Below are 15,848 nucleotides of genomic sequence, written 5' to 3' on the forward strand. Positions count from 1 at the left end.
CAAATGAATCTGCAACTGTTCGGCGGGGCGTTCGTGACCCTGCTGGTCATCACCGACCCGCCGGGCATGGTGCCGATCTTCGTCGCGCTGACCGGGGCGATGCAGCCCCGGGAGCGGCACCGGGTCGCGTGGCAGGCGGTGGCGCTCGCGCTCGGCGTCATCGTGGTCTTCGCCGTCGCCGGGCAGACGCTGCTGGCGTACCTGCACGTCTCCCTGCCGGCGTTGCAGGCGGCCGGGGGACTCCTGCTGATCCTGGTGGCGCTGGAGCTGCTGACCGGCAAGTCCGACGGTCCGGACCAGCAGTCCACCTCCAACGTGGCGCTCGTGCCGCTCGGCACGCCGCTGCTCGCCGGCCCGGGCGCGATCGTGGCGACCATGCTCTTCGTCCAGCAGGCCGGCGGGGCGGGCGACTACCTCGCGATCGCGGTGGCCATCGTCGCCGTGATGGCGGCGGTCTGGACCACGCTGCGCTTCTCCGGGATCATCGTCCGGGTGCTGCGGCCCGGTGGGATCGAGGTGCTGACCCGCATCGCCGGCCTGCTGCTGGCCGCGATCGCGGTACAGCTCATCGCGGACGCCGTGGTCGCGTTCGTCGACGCGCACCTGCACCGGGTCTGAACCCCGCCACGCCTTTCCGGCGGGAGCCGGGTGTCGGCCGGTGTCCGTGTCGGACGTCGATGGCAGGATCGGGATCGTGCGCAGAGCCTCGTCCTCCGGTGACCGGACCCCGCGACCTCGCCGGGGCGAACCCGAACAGCTCGGTTTCGACGGCATGCCGGAGCGGTTGTTCGTCTGTACCCCGAGCAAGCTGGGCTCGTACGCCGACTGCCCGCGCCGCTACCGCTACTCGTACGTCGACCGCCCGGCGCCGCCCAAGGGGCCGCCCTGGGCGCACAACTCACTCGGCGCGAGTGTGCACACGGCGTTGCGCAACTGGTTCGCGCTGCCGCCCGACCGGCGCCGCCCCGAGGCGCTCGCGGGGCTGCTCAGGGGCGTCTGGGTTCGCGAGGGCTACCGCGACGAGGAGCAGGAACGGGAGGCGTACCGGCGCGCGCTCGACTGGCTGGAGTCCTATGTGGACGGGTTGGAGCCGGAGCTGGAGCCGTTGGGGGTCGAGCGGGTGGTCGCCGTCAAGACGTCCGTGCTCGCCTTCAACGGCCGCGCCGACCGGATCGACTCCCGGCCCGGGGAGGACGGGCCGGAGCTGGTCATCGTCGACTACAAGACGGGGCGCACCGGGCTCGACGCCGATGACGCCCGCGGCTCCCAGGCGCTCGCCCTCTACGCGTACGCGGCCGAGCGGGTCTTCCGCCGCCCGTGCCGCCGGGTCGAGCTGCACCACCTGCCGACCGCCACCGTCGCCGCCCACGACCACACGCCGGAGTCCCTCCAGCGTCAGGTGCAGCGGGCCGAGGAGACCGCCCGCGACATCATGGCCGCCGAACGCGCGGTGGCCGACGGCGCCGACCCGGACGAGGCGTTCCCGGTGACCCCCGGCCCGCGCTGCGCCTGGTGCGACTACCGGCGTACCTGCCCGGCCGGGTCGCAGGCGCCCGAGAAGGAGCCGTGGGCGGCGGTGGAGCGGACCCTGCTCGCGCCGCCCACCGCCGCCGACCCGGCCGAGACGGTCTGAGCCGGTCGGTCGGGTGGGGGCGGTCTGATCCGGGCGGGTCAGGCGGGGGCGCCGAGCCGGGCGGCACGCTCCATGGCGGCCCGGTAGATGGGGCCTTCGAGGAAGCGTCGCGGCACCGCGTTCAGGGCCAGCCGCAGGGTCCGTACGCTCAGCTCGGCGGGGAGTGCCGTGGTGGGCAGGCCGGGCATCCCGTACCGGCGCCGCGCCCACGCGGGCAGCAGACCGAACGCGGTCGCCGCGACGCCGAAGTAGGCCAGCCGGGGCGGCCCGAGATGCAGGGTCCAGCGCACCGGGCGGCTCAGGTTCCAGGGCACCGGCGGGGTGGTGAGGAAGAGGGCGGTCTCGGCGGCGTCCCGGGTCAACCGCAGCTCGGGCTGGATCCGGCGGTAGTAGTCGGCCACCTCGGCCGCCGTGCCGGGGACGCTGGCCGGGTCGAGGCCGACCAGGGCGGCGCTGCGTCGCTGCTCCGAGTAGTAGTCGTCGACGTCCGCCGGCGTCAACGCGACGCCGGCGCGGCGGGCGGTGCTGACGAAGGACTCGACCTCGGCGACGTGCACCCAGCGCAGCAGCTCCGGCTCGTCGACGCGGAACTCCTCGCCGGTGAACGGGTCGCGCGCCCGCATCCGGGCGTGCAGAGCGACCAGCCGGCGGCCCGCCGCCCGGGCCTCGGCAGTGGTACCGAAGATGGTCGTGGCCACGTACTTCGACGTACGGACCAGCCGCCCCCAGGGGTCGGTCTGGTAGCTGCTGTTCTGCGCCACGCCGGCCATCGCCCGCGGGTGCAGCGCCTGCAGGTAGAGCGACCGGAGTCCGGCCACGAGCAGGATCGGTTCCGCGTGGACCCGCCAGGTGACCGATCCCGGCCCGAACAGTCCGAGATCCTCTTCGTCGGAGTGCATTGCCCAACGGTGCCACGGCGAGGGGCCGGTACGCCGCGGATTCTGGCGGGCGCGGCCGCCGGCGGCGGGGCCGCCAGGTTCGGCCCCGGTCGGTCGGCCGGCGGCGGCGCCGTACCGGCCCCGGGTCAGTCGGCCCCGGCGATGATCGGTCAGTCGGTGGCGCGGCGGGCCTGGCAGGCCGGGCAGAGCCCCCAGAAGGTGACCTCCGCCTCGTCGATGTCGAAGCCGTGGCCGCTGCCCGGGTCGAGGCAGGGCGCGCCACCGACCGTGCAGTCGATGTCGGCGATCTCGCCGCAGCCGCGGCAGACGACGTGGTGGTGGTTGTCGCCCGCCCGGGCCTCGTAGCGGGCGGGTCCGCCGGCGGGCTCGATCCGCCGGGAGAGGCCGGCCCGGGACAGCGCGCCGAGCACGTCGTAGACGGCCTGGGTGGAGACCGAGTCGATCCGCCCGCGCACCCGGCGGACGATCTCGTCGACGTCGAGATGGCCGCCGCCGGCGAGCACCTCCAGCACGGCGAGGCGCGGCCGGGTGACCCGTAGGCCACGCGACCGGAGCAGTTCCTCACCGTCGGGCATCCACCAATGACAGCACGGCGACCAGGCGCCAGCAAGGCAGTGGCCCGGCGACGCTGTAATGCTGGACACACCCGGGCCCACGCCGCGACCGGCGGTCCGGAGACTGGCAGCGGGAAACCGCGGAACCGGGGTGAACCGTCCCGCCTCGTTTGTCGTGTGACCCGTTGAAGGGCAACGTTCTCGTCGCGGCGGTCGGCCGGACCCCGCGACCCGGCCGAGATCCACGACCGGAGGTGTCGTGTTCAGAGAGATTCTGGGCCTCCCCGCGCACGCGTTGGTGGTGCACGCGGCCGTCGTCTTCGTACCGTTGCTGGCGTTGTTCGCGATCGGCTACGCGGTCGTACCGCGGCTGCGTGGCCGGATCGGCTGGGTCGCCGCCGTGCTCGCGGTGCTCGGGCCGGTGACGTCGTTCGTCGCCAAGGAGTCCGGCGAGGAGCTGAAGCAGGTACTGATCCGGAAGGGGTACCCGCCGGAGATCGTCAGCCAGGTGAACCAGCACCAGGAGTACGGCGACGCGCTGTTCTGGTTCGCCCTGGGGCTCGGTGTGGCAACGCTGGTGCTGCTCTTCCTGACCAGCGGTCGGGCCCGGGCCCGGCGCCTGCCGTCGTGGCTCGCCGTGGTGCTCTCCGCCGTCGTCGTGGTGCTCGGCGTCCTGACCGCCTGGTACGCCTACCGCACCGGCGATTCCGGGGCGCACATCGTCTGGCAGGGGGTGCTCTAGCGGGCCGGAGCCGGGCCGGGTTTGGTGGCGCTCGCCGGCGGCGAGCCCCACCAGATCAGACCTAGAACAGGACCCGCGAGCAGAGCAGGCACATCAGCACGAGGATCACCGCGCCCGCGATCAGGCCCACCCCGTACGTGACCGTGCGGGCGCTCTGCTCGGCCTGGTTCACGCCGGCGAGGTCCTGCTCGGGCAGGCGGCGCGGCGGGGGCGGTTGGACGTAGACCGGCGGGCGCCAGCTCGCCGGGGGTGTGACGCCCGCCGGAGGCCCCGGATAGGGCGACGGCTCGGGTTCGGTCTGCGGTGCCGGGGCGGCCGGCGGGACGTCGGGCCCGGTTCCGGGCGGCCGGCGCCAGACGCTGTCGTCGGGGTTTGCACCGTGGGGCGTCGTCACGCCGTCCGACGCTACCAACGACGGCGACGAAGGACCCGCCGACCACGGGCAGCGGTGTCGGCGGTTCGGTACGCTTGTTTTCCGTGAGCACGGTGTTCGAGCGGTTCGCGCCCGGCGGTGCGGACGATGACCGGGTGGTCGACCTAGCCGACGACGACTTCGTCGTGCTGCCTGAACAGTCCACCGACGACACGGATCGCGGTTGGGGCGAGTACGCCACCGGCAACGACGATCGCCTCTTCGCCGACCGGCCGCCGCACTGGGACTAGGGCCTGCCCGGCCCGGGGCAAGGTCCTACCGGCCCCGGGGCCAGGTTCTACCGGGCCGGGGCCAGGTCCTACCGGGTCCGGGGCGTCAGGGCCGCACGATGACCGCGAGCCGGGCGTCGTCCGGTAGCGCGATCGCCCGCTGTGCCTGTTCCGGCGTCAGCGCGAGGTAGAGGCCGCTCGCCGTACCGTCGCCCGCCGTGATCCCGATCACTGTCAGCACCAGGGCGCGCGGCGCCACCAGGATCGGCTCGACCGGCCGGGCGGAGCCGGTGGTGGTGGGTACCACGAGCAGGTCGACCCGACCGCCCGGCCGGATCACCGCCAGTGTGGCCGGTTCCGCGATCCGGACCGGTACGCCGACCAGACCGGCGGGCGGCGTAGGGGCGGGCGTTCCGCCGCCGTGCGTTCCGGCGTCCCTGGTCCCCGGGCCGCCGCGCACCGGATCGCCGGCCGTGGTGCCGGGCTCCGCCGCCGCGCCGCCGGTCGCCGCCGGACCCGGGGCGCAGGTCGATCGCGCCGGTCCGCCGTACAGCACGCCGACCGCCAGCGCCAACAGGCCGGCGGTCAGCCCGATCCGCAGCAGCGTGCCGCCTCGCGGGCGCACCTGCCAGCGGACCGGGCGCAGCGCGCGCTCGCCCCGCCCTCGACCGGATCCCCACGCCATGACCCGCCCCCTCCCGGCCGACGGCGCCAGCGTCGGCGCCGTCGTCAGCAGGAGGTTAGGGCGGTGGAGGCGGCAGGCTCAGCCGCCGCTCGCCGGCCTGTGGATAACCGGCCGGCCTGTGGACAACGCTCAGGAGCCGCTGGACGACGTCGAGCCGCTGCTCGCGGTGGACGCGGCCGGCTTGGCGGAGGCCGTCTCCGACTTCGTGGACGAGCCGCCGCCGTTGCCGGAGCCGTTGGTCCCGGCGGTCGAGCCGCCGCCGTTCGACGAGGACGACTCGCCGCCGCTGGTCGACTTGGCCGCGGTGGCGCCGCCGGAGGAGCTGTCGGACCCGTTGCCACGGGAGTCCGTGCGGTAGAAGCCGGAGCCCTTGAAGACGATGCCGACCGAGTTGAACACCTTGCGCAGCCTGCCCTCGCACGACGGGCACTCGGTGAGCGGCGCGTCGCTGAACGACTGCACCGCCTCGAGCTGGTTGCCGCACGCGGTGCAAACGTACTGGTACGTGGGCACGTTCTCCTCCGGATCTCGCAAGATTGTTGGCACTCGACGTATCCGAGTGCCAATGGTGCGTCATCGGACCCGTTCTCGTCCAGCCGGGGTGTGGCGCGCGACACCCGATCGCGCCGATCGGGTCCGGCGGCCCTGGGCGAGGGCCGAGGCCCCCGGTTTGTCGATCTTCGTCGGTGCGCTTCCCCCGGGCGGAGGACGGCGGTGGCGACGCCCTCGCTAACCCGGAGGGGACGGAAGGCGGACCAGACCCCGGCCGGGTGTGATCACGAACCGTACCGGGCGGTCGTGGCGCTGGCTGGGGACGCTGTCGACCAACTCCTCGTCGTAGAGCAGGGCCACGGTCGGCACCGCCGCGCCGACGCGGGCCAGCGCCCGGTCGTACGACCCGCCGCCGCGACCCAGTCGGAGCCCGCGCCGGTCCACCGCGAGCGCGGGCACGACGACCAGTTCCGCGTCGGCGACGGCCGCCACACCCTGGCGCGGACCGGTCGGCTCGCGCAGCCCCCGGCCCGCCGCCACCAGCGAGCCGGGCCCGGTGTACGCGGCCCAGTCGAGATCGAGATCGGGGCGGAGCACCGGCAGGAGCAGTTCCGGACCGGGGCCCAGGGCGCGCAGCAGCGCCTCCGGCAGGTCCGCGCCACCCGGCTCCGAGCCGACCGGCACGTACGCGGTGACCCGGGCCGGGCGGAGCCGGCGTACCAACCCGGCCAGCTCGGCCTGGATCCGGCCGGCGGCGGCGGTACGGCCCCCGGCGTCCAGCCGGCGCCGGCGGGCGAGCACCTCGACCCGCAGCGTGATCTTGTCCCGGTCCGGGCCGGCCGCTCCATCCGGTGAATCCGACACGTAACACTCCCGCGCGCAGCGCTGTTAGTCAGTGGGGTTGTGCCAGCATCGCAGCAGGTGGGTGCGGAACCTCCGGGGGGACGAGTGACGCTGCGCCGACGGTTGACCACCGCCTTCCTCGCCGTCGTGCTCGGGCCCGTACTGCTCGGCGCGTTCTTCGTCAGCGGCACCGTGACGGCGCTCGACCAGCACCGCTCGGCCGAACGGCTCAGGCTCGCGGCCAGCACCGTCCGCACCTCGGTCAACGCGCTCTGCCAACAGCTACGGGCCGCCGCGGAGGTGATCGCGGTCCGGGCCGAGCCGGCCGACCGCGGCGACATCGCCACGCAGGTCGTGGCCAGGGGACTGGCCGCCGCCGTACTGATCACCGACGCCCGTGCCGGTGCCGTCTACCGCAGCGCCACCGAGCCGCCGCCGCCCTGGGCGGACTGCGCCCGGCCCGATCCGGCCGCCGCGCCGGCCCGCGCCCTCTCCGTACGGCTGGAGCTACGCGACCCGCGCGGCACCCCGGCCGGTGAGGTCACCACCACGCTGTTGATCGACGCCACCCTGCTGGCCCGGCTCGCCGCGGCGAGCGGTGCCGAGGTCACCCTGCTCGGCGGGGACGCGCTGGCGCCGGGGGAGACGGTGCGGAGCACCGAGCCGCCCGGGGTCCGGGAGGCGGTGCTCGCCGCCGCGGGGCGTACCAGCGGGGACGGGATCGTCGAGAGCGAGAACGGTCGGTACGTCCGGCGGGTGGGCCCCGTACCCGGCCAGCCGCTGCCGCTGGCACTCTCCGTGCCGCGGGAGCAGCCGCGACAGCTCTACGCCGCCCTCGTCGCGGCGGTGGTGGTCGCCGGGCTGCTGGCGGTACTGGCGGCCTGGCGGCTGGCGGGCGCCACCACCCGGCCCCTGGCCGAGCTGGCCAGCGCCGTCGACCGGGTGGCCGACGGGGACCTGGCCGCCCGGATCCCGGTCGGCGGCCAAGACGAGGTGGGGCGGCTGGCCAGCACCTTCAACCGGATGACAAGGGAGACCCGGTCCTACGTGCAGGCGCTCACCAGCAGCCGGGACCAGCTTCGCGGCCATCTCGCCGTGCTGGGCGACACCCTGGCCAGCACCCACGACCTGCAGCGCATCCTCCGGGTCATCCTGCAGACCGCGCTCGTCGCCACGGGCGCGCGGGCCGGGGTGGTGCTCCTGCTCGATCAGAGCGGCGGGGTGCTGGTCGGCCGGTGCGCCGAGGGCCTCGCCGGTCGCCGGCCGGTACCGCCCGACGCCGCCGCGGCCCAGGACCTGCCCCTGCGGGTACCGCTCGGCAGCGGGCTGCTCGGTACGGTCGCGGCCACCGGCGAACCGCAGCGCGGGCGGGTACGCCCAGGCTCGTCCCCGCTCTGCCCCCAGGAGCCGATCTGCGAGACGTACGTGGCGGTGCCGTTCGCAGCGCCCGGGGCGGCCGGCGAGTCCGGCGCACCGCCGGGGGCGGCGCCGGACGGCAAGGCGGTCCCACCGCCCCCGACGGTGCCGCTCGGGGTGCTGGCCCTCTACGACCGGCTCGGCTCGGACGAGTTCGACGACGCGGACGTGGTCACGCTGCGCACCTTCGCGGCGCACGCCGCGGTGGCCGTGAACAACGTGCGGATGCACGAGGAGGCGCAGCGGCTCTCCCTGACCGACCCGCTCACCGGGCTCTGGAACTACCGGTACCTCAAGGAGTCGATCCGGCGCGAGGTCGAGCGGGCCAGCCGGTTCGGCCGGATGCTCAGCGTGCTCGCCCTGGACCTGGACCGGTTCAAGGACGTGAACGACACGTACGGGCACGCGGCGGGGGACGCCGTGCTCGCCGAGTTCGCCCGGCGGGTCCGCGGCGCGCTGCGCGAGGTCGACCTCGCCTTCCGGCAGGGCGGGGAGGAGTTCGTGGTGCTGCTGCCGGAGACCGACGCCCGGGGCGCGGCGACCGTGGCCGAGCGGCTGGGCGCGGCGGTCCGGGACGCCCCGATAATGATCGATCCGCACCCCGGCGGGGCGACCGCCGCGGCGCCGGCGCCCGTCCGGGTCACGGTCTCGATCGGGATAGCGGTCTATCCGGACCACGCCGCGACCGGGCAGCGGGTGCTGGACGCGGCCGACGACGCGCTCTACGCCGCGAAGGCGGCGGGACGGGACACGTACCGGTTGGCGGTCGTCGATGCCCGCCCGGTGGTCCGGGAGATTCCGGTTCCCGCCGGCGGCTCGTCCCCCGAGGACGGGCTTCCCCGGGCGGGCGGGGTGTCGGACGGTCCCCCTGGCGGCGCGTCTTCCGGGCCGCAGCCGCCACGACAAAGCCGTGGCCGATAGTCTCGCGACATGTCGGAAGCCTCAGCGACCCCACCGATGACCTCCACCTCGCCCTCCGGACAACGGGCGGTGAAGGCGGTCATTCCCGCCGCCGGCCTGGCCACCCGGTTCCTCCCCGCCACCAAGGCCGTTCCCAAGGAACTGCTGCCGGTGGTGGACCGCCCGGTGCTGCAGTACATCGTCGAGGAGGCCGCCGCGGCGGGCATCGGCGACGTGCTGCTGATCACCGGGCGCGGCAAGACCTCCATGGTCGATCACTTCGACCGGCAGCCGTACCTCGAGTCCAGACTCGAGGAGAAGGGCGACGCGGAACGGTTGGCGGCCGTACGGCGGCCCAGCGAGCTGGCGGAGATCTACACCTGCCGGCAGGCCGAGCCGCTCGGGCTGGGGCACGCGGTGTCCTACGCCGAGTCGCACGTGGGCGACGCGCCGTTCGCCGTGCTCCTCGGTGACGAGTTCGTCGACCTCTCCGAACCGCTGCTGCCAGCCATGATCGAGCTGCAGGCGCGGACCGGCGGCATCGTGCTCGCCTTCCTGGAGGTCGCGCCCGAGGAGACGAAGCGGTACGGGATCGCCTCGGTCGCGCCGGCCGAGGACGCGCTGACCGACCTCGGCGAGGTCGTCAAGGTGACCGGGCTGGTGGAGAAGCCGGCGCCGGAGGAGGCGCCGAGCAACCTCGCGGTGCTCGGCCGGTACGTCCTGCCCGGGCGGATCTTCGAGGCGATCAAGCGCACCGGTCCCGGCAGCGGCGGTGAGATCCAGCTGACCGACGCGATGGCGCTGATGCTCGCCGAGGGCACGCCGGTGCACGCCATCGTCTACCGCGGCACGCGGTACGACACCGGCATGCCGCTGGGTTACCTGCAGGCGGTCGTACAGATCGCTGCGAAGCGGGACGACCTCGGCCCGGAGTTCCGCCGCTGGCTGGCCGAGTTCGTGGCGGCCGACGCCGGCGCGCAGGGTACGTGACGATTCCAGGTCACCGGCCGGCCGCCTCGGCGGCCGGCCGTTCCCGCCGTGCGGCACGAACGCCGCGGCCCCGGTCAGGTGGGCGGTCGAGCCGGCGGGGAGGGATTATGACCGGGTGGGTGGAAGTCGCCGGCCGGCCCGGTCAGCGCGGTCATGGCGGTCACGAGCGGTATCACGAGGAGAGGCCATGACCAGCGAGAGCGAGGTTTCCGGCGACACAGGGCCGGCCGGGCCCGAGACACCCGTCGTAGCGAGGTGACGGTGTGACAGCGACGGCCGATGCCGAGGCGGCCGCCCCCAACGAGCTGACGCCGCTCGCCGACTACCTGGGCAGCGTGCTGCGCAGGCTCCGCGCGCTGCCGCCGCTCGACCTCGACCTCACCCAGGCGTACGGCAACGTGCTCGCCGAGGACGTCGTGGCGCCGCACGCGTTCCCCGCGTTCGACCAGGCCGCGATCGACGGCTACGCGGCCCGCTGGGAGGACATCTCCGGTGGTGGCGGCTTCGTGGCGGGGCCCGGCGGCGCCCGGGTACGCGCGCGGCTCGGCGACCCCCGCCCGGTGCGGCTGAACGTGGTGGGCGACCTGGGCGCGGCGAGCTGGCGCCCGGTCCGGCTCACGCCCGGCTCGTGCTTCTCCGTGGCCGCGGGTGCTCCGCTGCCGCTCGCGGCCGACGTGGTCGTACCGGTCGAGTGGACCGACCAGGGCATGGCCGCGGTGGAGATCTTCCGTACCCCGAAGCGGGGTTTCGGGGTACGCCGGGCCGGCGAGGAACTGGCCGCCGGGACGCTGCTCGCCCGCTCCGGCACGTACGTCTCGCCCGCCCTGGTCGCCGTCTTCGCCGCGACCGGCATCGGGCACGTGGTGGTCCGGCCCAGCCCGCGCGTGGTGATCGTGGCGACCGGTGACGAGCTGGTGGACGTGGGACGGGCCAGCCAGCCGGGTCAGATAGTCGACGCCAACTCGCACGCGCTGACCGCGGCGGCGGCGGAGGCGGGCGCGCTGGCGTACCGGGTGGGCATCTGCGACGACGACCCGGAGGGGCTGCGCGGGCTGCTGGAGGACCAGACCCTGCGCGCCGACCTGATCATCACGACGGGTGGCACCGGTACCGGCCCGGGCGACATGGTGCGCCGCATCCTCTCCCGCCGCGAGGGTGGCCGCGCCGGACCGGTCGCCTTCACCGAGGTGGCCCTCTATCCCGGTACCGCACTCGGATTCGGTACGGTCGGTGCCGAGGAGGTGCCGGTCGTGTGTCTACCCGGTGAACCTGGGGCCGCGTTGATCGGGTTCGAGGTGCTGGCCCGCCCGGCCATCCAGCTGCTGGCCGGGGCCGAGCCGGTGTTCCGGCCCAGCGTCCGGGCCCATCTGCTGGAGACCGTGCCGTCGCCGGCCGGCCTGCGCGAGTTCCGGCCGGCGCACGTCGCCGAGCGCCGGGGCGGCGGCTACACCGTGCAGCCGCTGCGCGGGGGGCCGCACACGCTCTCCGGCCTCGCCGAGGCGAACGGCCTGCTGGTGCTCGGCGAGCGGGTGACCACCGCGGCGGCCGGCTCCACCGTGGACGTGCTGCTGCTGGACCGGCGCCGGTGAGCGGCGGGACGTGTTCCGGGCCGGGCCGCGCGAATCACCAGCACCGCCCGGACCGCCCAGCTCGGCCCGGCCGCACCGGTTCCGGCGGGGTGAGCGCCTGATGTTCACGACGGCGCCCGGCTGGCCGGTGATGCTCTCCGACGGACCGGTGGTGCTGCGCCCGTACCGGCGCCGGGACGCGGACGCCTGGTCGGAGGTGCGCCGGGCCAACCAGGCGTGGCTCTCGCCCTGGGAGTCCTCGCCCCCGGGCCGTTGGGACGAGCTGAACTCCCCGGCCGCGTTTCGCTACGTCCACCGGGACCACCGCCGCTCGGCGCGCCGGGGCGAGGGCATGCCGTTCGCGGTCTGCCTGCGCGAGGGCGGGCGCGAGCGCCTGGTCGGCCACCTCAACCTCGGCAACATCGTGCGCCGCGCGTTCTGTTCGGCGTACGTCGGCTACTGGGTCGACGCCCGGGTGGCCGGGCGGGGGGTCATTCCCACCGCGATGGCGCTCGCCGTCGACCACGCGTTCGGCCCGGGCGGGCTGCACCGGGTCGAGGTCAACATCCGGCCGGAGAACCGCCCCTCCCGGCGGGTGGTGGAGAAGCTCGGCTTCCGCGAGGAGGCGTACCACCCGCGGTACATGCACATCGACGGCGCCTGGCGCGACCACATCGGGTACGCCATGACCGTCGAGGAGATCGCCGCCGAGGGGGGCCTGCTGGCCCGCTGGCACCGGGTACGCGCCACCACACGGTGATCTTTTGCCCCGGTACGGCCGGCGCGGCGCACGATTTTCCTGGTGGACGGATCGTAACCTCAAGTAACTGGTAAGTCCGGCGACCGCATACGGACCTGTTCGATCCGCGTGACCAGCGGACCGCTGCGCGGAGATCGCGCGGGGCCGGTGCGATCGCCCGACGTGGTTGGTTGACGGGAGGGGTGAGGGTGCCGACCTCGGTGCTCCTCGCCGTCCTCGCCGCCGCCGGTCTGCTCGCCCTCGCGCCGGCGTTGGTCCGCCGGTACGACGCCACCGAGCGGCTGGTGGCGGAGCGGGCGCAGTCGACGGCGCGGGTGCTCCAGCGCCGCCGGCGGCGCCGCACTGTCCCGGGAAGGCGGCCGGTCAACCCGTCCCGGGCGCTGGTGGTGACCCTGCGCGACGAGCCGCCCGAGCGGGACCAGGCCGGCGCGGGCGACGCCGGACGGGCGCGGAGCCGCCTGCGCGCGGTACCGAAGCCCGCCGCCCGGTCCCGCCGCCGCCCGCCGCCGCGCCGGCACACCCCGGTCATCTACCGGCGCCGCCGGGTGCTCGCGGCGCTGCTGCTGCTGAACCTCGTGGAGCTGGTCGGGGTCGTGGTGGTCAGCACCGGCTTCTGGATCAGCTTCTCCGTCACGGTGACGCTGTTGGTCACCTACGTGGCGCACCTGCGCAACCGGGCGGTCGTCGAGCGGCGGCGCCGGCGCGCGGCGGCCCGGGAGGCGGCCTGGCTCGCCGCCCGCCAGGCGGAGGTACGCCGGGAGCAGGCCCGTCGGGCGGCGGCCCGGCGGGAGACGCAGCGCCGGCTGGCGGCCCAGCGGGAGGCGGTACGCCGGGCCGCGATGGGCCTGGACCGGCCGGACCTGCCGGCGGCGGCGTCCGGTGGCCGAACGGCCGCCTCGGTCTCGTACCGCCGCTCCGGCGGCCTGCGGGGCCGCCCGTACGAGGCCGGCCGCAACCCGCACTCCGCCTGACCGGGCGGGCCGGTGACGGGGGATGACCCCGGGAAACACTCGATCCGGGGGTCGGATTCGCGGGCGGGGTACCAGACCTGTTAGCCTTGTCGCCGGCTCGCCACGCGATACTGGTGGTGGCGGGTCGCCGGGTCATCCGACCCGGCGAGGGGCTGTGGCGCAGACCGGTAGCGCACCTCGTTCGCATCGAGGGGGTCAGGGGTTCAAATCCCCTCAGCTCCACACATCAAGGCCCCGACCAGCAGAAATGCCGGTCGGGGCCTTTAAATCTTGTCTATGCGACTGTGAATCACCCCGTTACCTTTTTGATCGTCCCCAGCCGGGGACTGCTCGGATGGATCCGGCCAATGCGGTCGGGGACGCCTGCGGCGGCGGGCAATCACGCGGTGATCGCGAGGCGCTCGTCGGCCGGGATCGCGTGGCGGCGGCGGGTCGGGAGCATCGAGGTCGGGTGGGAGACGCTCCAGGCCGCGGCCTTGCAGATCATCTCCTTGACGCGTACGGCCGTCCTGCCGGTGAGCGCGGACGGCTTGGGCTGGTCGTCCGGGGTCACCCACTGCACGACCGCGTCGCGGCGGCCGAGGCTGATGCACTGGGCGGTGTAGCCGATCTTGTTCGGCGGGGTCGGGCGTCCGGTCAGGCGAGCGGCGATGACGTCGGCCGCCAGGTAGGCCGAGGGAACCCCCGAGGCGCAGGACATCCGCAGTGGGATGCCGCTCGCGCCCCGTGCGAGCGCGGCATCACCGACGGCGTAGACGTCGGAGTGCGAGACCGACCGCATGGTCTCGTCGACGACGATCTGCCCCGTCGCGGAAACCCGCAGGGTCGTGGCCGCGGCGATGGGATGAACGGCGAAGCCGGCCGTCCAGACGGTCACCTGGGCCGGGATCGCTCGGCCGTCGGTGGTGACGGCGCCGGTCGGCTCGACGGTCGCGATGTCGGTGTGTTCGTGCACCTTGATGCCGAGCCGCTCGAAGGCCTTGCGCAGGTGACTCTGGGCCTTCCCACTCAGCCAGTCGCCGAGGCCGCCGCGCGCGGCGAGGGAGACCTGCAGGTCCGGCCGGACTTCGGCGATCTCGGTGACGGCTTCGATGCCGGTGAGGCCACCGCCGACGACGAGCACGGTTCCGCCCGCGGCGAGGCCGGCCAGCCGGTCACGCAGCCGCAGCGCGGACTGCTTGCCGGCGATGTGGTGGGCATGCTCGGCGACGCCGGGAACGCCGGGGTCGGCAGCGGTGCTGCCGAGGGCGTAGACGAGCGTGTCATAAGCGATCTCGCCGGGACCGGCGGCGTCGACGATGTCGACGGTCCTGCGTTCGGCGTCGACGGCCGTGACCCGCGCAACCCGCACCCGCACGCCCGTGCCCGCGAAGACGTCGGTCAGCGGGCGGGGCTTCAGGTGCTGGCCGGTCGCCAGCTGGTGCATGCGGACGCGCTCGATGAACTCGGGATCGGCGTTGACGAGGGTGATCTCGGTGTCGGCGGGGTGCAGCCGCTTGGCCAGGCGCCCGGCGGCGTTGGCTCCGGCATATCCGGCCCCGAGGATGACGATGCGGTGCTTCATGGTCGCGCTCCTGTCCGGTCGGTGTTCGCTTCCTGAACCGGATGGCGGCGCGAAGCCTGACAGCGGTGGGACGTGACCTGGGTCACCAGTCGCCGGTGAGTGGCTCCCCGTGTTCGGACACGGCCCACTGGCGCCTCGCGCGTTCGAGCTTGCCGGGGTTCGCCTGGGCGTGGACGGCCGCGATGCCGTCGGCGGTCACGTCCAGCGAGAAAACTCCGGCGACCCGGTCACCGACCACCATCACCAGCGCGGGTACGCCATTGGCGACCGCGGCGAACAGCTCGGGGCGACCACCGATCATCTCCCACTTGGCCTCGCTGGGCGTGAACAGCGCGCGGAGGAACCTCGCCACCCGCAGGGCACCGGTGATCGGCTGAGGCACCGAGAAGACCACGCCGCCACCGTCGCCGACGCTGGTCGCGTCGTCGGTCAGCATCCGTACCAGCGAGTCTGTCTTGCCGCTGAGTGCCGCGGCGAGGAACTCCTCGACGATTTTGCGGGCCGCGGCCGCGTCGACCGCCACCCGGCGCCGGTCGTCGGCCAGGTGCTGCTTGGCCCGCCGGTAGACCTGCTGGCAGTTCGACTCGGTGAGGTCGAGCACCTCGGCGATCTCGCCGTGCGAGTATCCGAACGCTTCGCGCAGCACGTACACGACGCGCTCCTTGGCCGAGAGCCGCTCCATCAGCGTGAGCATCGCGATCGAGACCGATTCCCGCTGCTCGACGGTGTCGGACGGGCCGAGCATCCGGTCCCCGGCGAAGACCGGCTCGGGGAGCCACTGGCCCACATAGATTTCTCGCCTGGCGCGGGCCGAGGTGAGCCGGTTGAGGCAGACGTTGGTGAGCACCTTCGTCAGCCACGCCTCGGGCGTCTCGATGAGCTCCCGGTCGGCGGACTGCCAGCGCAGGAACGTGTCCTGCACCGCGTCCTCGGCATCGTTCGCCGACCCCAGCAGGCGGTACGCGATCGCCTCCAACCGCGCCCTGGCCCCCTCGAACACCTCGACCTCGTGCGCGCCGACCCGCATGACCCCCAGTTAACCATCCACCCCGGTAACGGTGATCTCCCTCAGCTCCACCACGGCAGGGCCGCCGTCCTGGAAAGGTCGGCGGCCATCTCGCTTCGGGTGACGCTCTTGTTTCTGGCGAACGCTCCGGCCCGGGACGGGGCCATCCCGGGCCGGAGGTGT

Annotated in this window: 17 protein-coding genes and 1 tRNA gene; 10 read left to right on the forward strand and 8 right to left on the reverse strand. The window is 74.3% G+C overall.

Features of this window, described 5'->3' with window-relative positions; genetic code table 11:
- The first annotated feature begins 3 nt into the window (after positions 1–3).
- Together AB0J86_RS28515 and AB0J86_RS28520 are read left to right on the forward strand one after the other, a co-directional pair.
- Complete coding sequence (locus AB0J86_RS28515; RefSeq protein ID WP_363860708.1) at positions 4–618, forward strand: MarC family protein; 615 nt, start codon at positions 4–6, stop codon at positions 616–618.
- 154 nt (positions 619–772) lie between these two features.
- The gene (locus AB0J86_RS28520) at positions 773–1,633 is read left to right on the forward strand and encodes a PD-(D/E)XK nuclease family protein (RefSeq protein WP_363860754.1); all 861 of its coding nucleotides are present in this window, start codon (positions 773–775) and stop codon (positions 1,631–1,633) included.
- 38 nt (positions 1,634–1,671) lie between these two features.
- Here the strand turns inward: AB0J86_RS28520 and AB0J86_RS28525 are convergent, their stop codons facing one another.
- A complete protein-coding gene (locus tag AB0J86_RS28525) occupies positions 1,672–2,532 on the reverse strand; it encodes an oxygenase MpaB family protein (RefSeq protein WP_363860709.1) in 861 nt (286 codons plus the stop codon).
- Positions 2,533–2,681: 149 nt separating this feature from the next.
- Positions 2,682–3,107 (reverse strand): Fur family transcriptional regulator, encoded by a 426-nt coding sequence (locus AB0J86_RS28530; protein ID WP_363860710.1) that lies wholly within the window; start codon positions 3,105–3,107, stop codon positions 2,682–2,684.
- Between the two features lie 238 nt (positions 3,108–3,345).
- On the opposite strand from AB0J86_RS28530, the gene AB0J86_RS28535 reads away from it, so the two are divergent.
- Positions 3,346–3,828, forward strand: a complete 483-nt coding sequence (locus AB0J86_RS28535) for a DUF2231 domain-containing protein (protein ID WP_363860711.1) — start codon at positions 3,346–3,348, stop codon at positions 3,826–3,828.
- A gap of 61 nt (positions 3,829–3,889) precedes the next feature.
- On the opposite strand, the gene AB0J86_RS28540 is transcribed toward AB0J86_RS28535, so the two are convergent.
- The gene (locus AB0J86_RS28540; protein ID WP_363860712.1) at positions 3,890–4,222 is read right to left on the reverse strand and encodes a translation initiation factor 2; all 333 of its coding nucleotides are present in this window, start codon (positions 4,220–4,222) and stop codon (positions 3,890–3,892) included.
- A gap of 83 nt (positions 4,223–4,305) precedes the next feature.
- Here AB0J86_RS28540 and AB0J86_RS28545 point away from each other — a divergent pair, with 83 nt between their 5' ends.
- Positions 4,306–4,491, forward strand: coding sequence for a hypothetical protein (locus tag AB0J86_RS28545; protein WP_363860756.1), 186 nt, complete (start codon positions 4,306–4,308; stop codon positions 4,489–4,491).
- An 85-nt stretch (positions 4,492–4,576) separates the two neighbouring features.
- Here the strand turns inward: AB0J86_RS28545 and AB0J86_RS28550 are convergent, their stop codons facing one another.
- The 3 genes from AB0J86_RS28550 to AB0J86_RS28560 form a co-directional block, all read right to left on the reverse strand.
- Positions 4,577–5,155, reverse strand: a complete 579-nt coding sequence (locus AB0J86_RS28550; RefSeq protein ID WP_363860713.1) for a flagellar biosynthesis protein FlgA — start codon at positions 5,153–5,155, stop codon at positions 4,577–4,579.
- Positions 5,156–5,284: 129 nt separating this feature from the next.
- On the reverse strand, positions 5,285–5,701 hold the full coding sequence (locus AB0J86_RS28555; protein WP_363860714.1) for an FmdB family zinc ribbon protein: 417 nt from the start codon (positions 5,699–5,701) through the stop codon (positions 5,285–5,287).
- Positions 5,702–5,884: 183 nt separating this feature from the next.
- On the reverse strand, positions 5,885–6,460 hold the full coding sequence (locus AB0J86_RS28560; protein WP_363860755.1) for a 5-formyltetrahydrofolate cyclo-ligase: 576 nt from the start codon (positions 6,458–6,460) through the stop codon (positions 5,885–5,887).
- A gap of 135 nt (positions 6,461–6,595) precedes the next feature.
- Here AB0J86_RS28560 and AB0J86_RS28565 point away from each other — a divergent pair, with 135 nt between their 5' ends.
- The 6 genes from AB0J86_RS28565 to AB0J86_RS28590 all read left to right on the forward strand — a co-directional run bounded on the left by AB0J86_RS28565 (position 6,596) and on the right by AB0J86_RS28590 (position 13,317).
- A complete protein-coding gene (locus tag AB0J86_RS28565; protein ID WP_363860715.1) occupies positions 6,596–8,827 on the forward strand; it encodes a diguanylate cyclase in 2,232 nt (743 codons plus the stop codon).
- Positions 8,828–8,836: 9 nt separating this feature from the next.
- Positions 8,837–9,796 carry a UTP--glucose-1-phosphate uridylyltransferase gene (locus AB0J86_RS28570; protein WP_363860716.1) on the forward strand — a complete coding sequence of 320 codons (960 nt, stop codon included), beginning with the start codon at positions 8,837–8,839 and terminating at the stop codon, positions 9,794–9,796.
- A 263-nt stretch (positions 9,797–10,059) separates the two neighbouring features.
- Positions 10,060–11,385 carry a gephyrin-like molybdotransferase Glp gene (gene glp, locus AB0J86_RS28575; RefSeq protein ID WP_363860717.1) on the forward strand — a complete coding sequence of 442 codons (1,326 nt, stop codon included), beginning with the start codon at positions 10,060–10,062 and terminating at the stop codon, positions 11,383–11,385.
- A 100-nt stretch (positions 11,386–11,485) separates the two neighbouring features.
- Positions 11,486–12,124: a GNAT family protein gene (locus AB0J86_RS28580; RefSeq protein WP_363860718.1), complete on the forward strand. Its 639-nt coding sequence runs from the start codon at positions 11,486–11,488 to the stop codon at positions 12,122–12,124.
- A gap of 182 nt (positions 12,125–12,306) precedes the next feature.
- Positions 12,307–13,095 (forward strand): hypothetical protein, encoded by a 789-nt coding sequence (locus AB0J86_RS28585; RefSeq protein WP_363860720.1) that lies wholly within the window; start codon positions 12,307–12,309, stop codon positions 13,093–13,095.
- A gap of 148 nt (positions 13,096–13,243) precedes the next feature.
- Positions 13,244–13,317: transfer RNA gene (locus AB0J86_RS28590), tRNA-Ala, on the forward strand.
- Between the two features lie 157 nt (positions 13,318–13,474).
- On the opposite strand, the gene AB0J86_RS28595 is transcribed toward AB0J86_RS28590, so the two are convergent.
- Positions 13,475–14,659, reverse strand: a complete 1,185-nt coding sequence (locus tag AB0J86_RS28595) for an FAD-dependent oxidoreductase (RefSeq protein WP_363860721.1) — start codon at positions 14,657–14,659, stop codon at positions 13,475–13,477.
- 82 nt (positions 14,660–14,741) lie between these two features.
- Complete coding sequence (sigJ, locus tag AB0J86_RS28600) at positions 14,742–15,686, reverse strand: RNA polymerase sigma factor SigJ (RefSeq protein ID WP_363860722.1); 945 nt, start codon at positions 15,684–15,686, stop codon at positions 14,742–14,744.
- Positions 15,687–15,848: the final 162 nt, after the last annotated feature.

The organism is Micromonospora sp. NPDC049559 (assembly GCF_040676675.1).
Classification (GTDB): Bacteria; Actinomycetota; Actinomycetes; order Mycobacteriales; family Micromonosporaceae; genus JBFAPK01.

What these genes read in the sequence shown, in the direction of transcription:
- AB0J86_RS28515 (WP_363860708.1), top strand. Translation starts at nt 4, where the DNA reads ATGAATCTGCAACTGTTCGGCGGGGCGTTCGTGACCCTGCTGGTCATC.
- AB0J86_RS28520 (WP_363860754.1), top strand. Translation starts at nt 773, where the DNA reads ATGCCGGAGCGGTTGTTCGTCTGTACCCCGAGCAAGCTGGGCTCGTAC.
- AB0J86_RS28525 (WP_363860709.1), bottom strand. Translation starts at nt 2,532, where the DNA reads ATGCACTCCGACGAAGAGGATCTCGGACTGTTCGGGCCGGGATCGGTC.
- AB0J86_RS28530 (WP_363860710.1), bottom strand. Translation starts at nt 3,107, where the DNA reads ATGCCCGACGGTGAGGAACTGCTCCGGTCGCGTGGCCTACGGGTCACC.
- AB0J86_RS28550 (WP_363860713.1), bottom strand. Translation starts at nt 5,155, where the DNA reads ATGGCGTGGGGATCCGGTCGAGGGCGGGGCGAGCGCGCGCTGCGCCCG.
- AB0J86_RS28570 (WP_363860716.1), top strand. Translation starts at nt 8,837, where the DNA reads ATGTCGGAAGCCTCAGCGACCCCACCGATGACCTCCACCTCGCCCTCC.
- AB0J86_RS28580 (WP_363860718.1), top strand. Translation starts at nt 11,486, where the DNA reads ATGTTCACGACGGCGCCCGGCTGGCCGGTGATGCTCTCCGACGGACCG.
- AB0J86_RS28595 (WP_363860721.1), bottom strand. Translation starts at nt 14,659, where the DNA reads ATGAAGCACCGCATCGTCATCCTCGGGGCCGGATATGCCGGAGCCAAC.
- sigJ (WP_363860722.1), bottom strand. Translation starts at nt 15,686, where the DNA reads ATGCGGGTCGGCGCGCACGAGGTCGAGGTGTTCGAGGGGGCCAGGGCG.